Genomic DNA, 2,019 nt, shown 5'->3' on the forward strand with positions numbered 1-2,019 from the left:
CAGTGATGGCAAGGTGTTGCTGGACAGCCAGGTACAGGCTTTGGTGCAAGCCATGGCAGCGTTCTCGCCACCGGCTGCTGGGCAGACTACATTGGCGGCCAACTATGCAACGGCGCTTAGTCCTGTGTTGGCGGCCAATTGGAGTTGAGTCTGACCGGTAGCGGCCGGGGTGGAGAATGCCGCCTTCACACGTGGTTCCGGTCCACGGCCGCGCCAGCCTGCGCAAAGCCAGCCGCTTGAGTTTCACGTTTGCCAACGGTAGCGCTGGGTACACTGATCGCTCACTGTGCCTAAAGGGAACCCATGGCTTTGAGACTGATATCGCTCCCGTTAGTAATGTGTTTGTTTGCGTGTTCTGGTGTGACCGTTGTGCGTGATGGGGTTCATGCTGAACAGGTGGTTGACCGACCCGCGCAAGATATCTCGGTGACGTATGCCGCACTGGCGCAATCTGGTGGCCGGGTGTTCCGGTTCAATCCCAAGACATCGAGCATCCGTATGTATGCGTTCAGGGCTGGACGGGCCGCCCGGTTTGGCCACAACCATGTGTTGTCGGCACCGGAGTTTGACGGTTTTTTTTACCTGGCCTCCGACGGTACTGCAGCCTCCCGGTTTGATCTGGCCTTCCGCCTGGATCAATTGGTGTTTGACGTGCCGGAGCACCGCGCCGAATTGGGCCCGGCATTTGCGTCCACCATTTCAGCCGAAGACATAGCCAGTACGCGCAACAACATGCTGGGTGACAATAACTTCCAGGCGGCGCGGTTTCCATGGTTGCGCATCCAGTCGTTGCAGATCGTCGGGGAGGCGCCCAAGTTTGCCGTTAAGCTGGCCATAACCCTGCATGGGCAAACGCGCGAGATATGGACACCGCTCACCGTAACCGGCCTGCCCGAGCGGTTGAAGGTGCAGGGCGCGCTGGTTCTCAAACAATCAGACTTTGGCATCAAGCCGTTCTCGGTGTTTGGCGGCATACTCGCCGTCCACGACGAGGTGGTTGTCGAATTTACCTTTGCCGGAGACCCGCAATGAACGCTGCCAATCCCGGCCCGCGGTATCTGGATCTGGACAGCTGGCATCGCCGCTCAGCCTATGATTTCTTCCGGGGTTTTGACATTCCAACCTTCAACCTGTGCGCCCGGCTGGATGTGGCATTGCTGCGCCAGGCGGTGAAAGACCTGGGTGTGGGAAGCCTGTCTTTGGCCTACCACTTTATTGCGATACGCCTGGCGAATGAAATCGAGCCCTTTCGGTACCGGCTGGAAGGTGACCGTGTGCGTGTGCATGACACCGTGCACGGCAGTACCACCGTACTGCGCGGCGACGACTCTTTTGGCTTTGCCACGCTGGAACACAATCGGGACTTTGCTGCTTTTTGCGTCCTGGGTGCGCAGGCCCTTGCCAATGGCCGCCGGCTAGACACGCCGTTCGAGCCCGACAAGCACGCTGGTGCCTCCCTGCACATGACAAGCTTGCCCTGGGTGCACTTCAGCAGCTTCTCCAACGCCCGTCAGTGGGGCCCGAACGACTGTATACCCAAGATCGCCTTTGGCCGGATTGACGCCGATGGTGCGCGCCAATGGATGCCGCTGTCAGTGGAGGTGCACCATGCCCTGATGGACGGCCTACACATCGGCCGGTTCTTTGAAGGCTTTGAGGCGGCCTTGCTGGCGCCAGAGGCCTGGCTGCGGGTTGGTGGAGTATTTGCTATATAAATGATAGCTGTATCGCTATATTTCTCGGGGGCTAGAGGCACATTTTGCCAATAGTTACTTGGGGAAATGGATGTCCAAAATGTCCCGTTCGACTACCGCGCTACCCGCGCGCCGCTAAGGCCGGTGGTTTTTACTCTGCACTTGCCTTGGGTGCCTTGACCCGCGCACGCGCTTTGGGCTTGCTTGGCTTTGCGGTTGCGGCGTCACCCAGTAAGTCTGGAGCACTGGGCGCTGCAAGGTAGTTCCCCACGCACGGAGGTGGAGCGCAGCCGTTTCTCGATCCACGCCTGCGGGTAATCCTTGG

At 59.2% G+C, this 2,019-nt stretch carries 2 protein-coding genes; both read left to right on the plus strand.

The genetic code is table 11. From position 1 onward, the window contains the following. Positions 1–396: 396 nt before the first annotated feature. Positions 397–1,032, plus strand: a complete 636-nt coding sequence (locus AC097P_RS23460) for a YceI family protein (RefSeq protein ID WP_479612847.1) — start codon at positions 397–399, stop codon at positions 1,030–1,032. After that, complete coding sequence (locus tag AC097P_RS23465; RefSeq protein WP_479612848.1) at positions 1,029–1,715, plus strand: CatA-like O-acetyltransferase; 687 nt, start codon at positions 1,029–1,031, stop codon at positions 1,713–1,715. Before AC097P_RS23460 ends, AC097P_RS23465 begins: the two co-directional genes overlap by 4 nt. The last annotated feature ends 304 nt before the right edge of the window (positions 1,716–2,019 follow it).

Source organism: Rhodoferax sp. ZS1R8, from assembly GCF_056521325.1.

Excerpts from the sequence above, each read along its gene's own strand:
- AC097P_RS23465 (WP_479612848.1), top strand. The coding sequence starts at position 1,029 with ATGAACGCTGCCAATCCCGGCCCGCGGTATCTGGATCTGGACAGCTGG.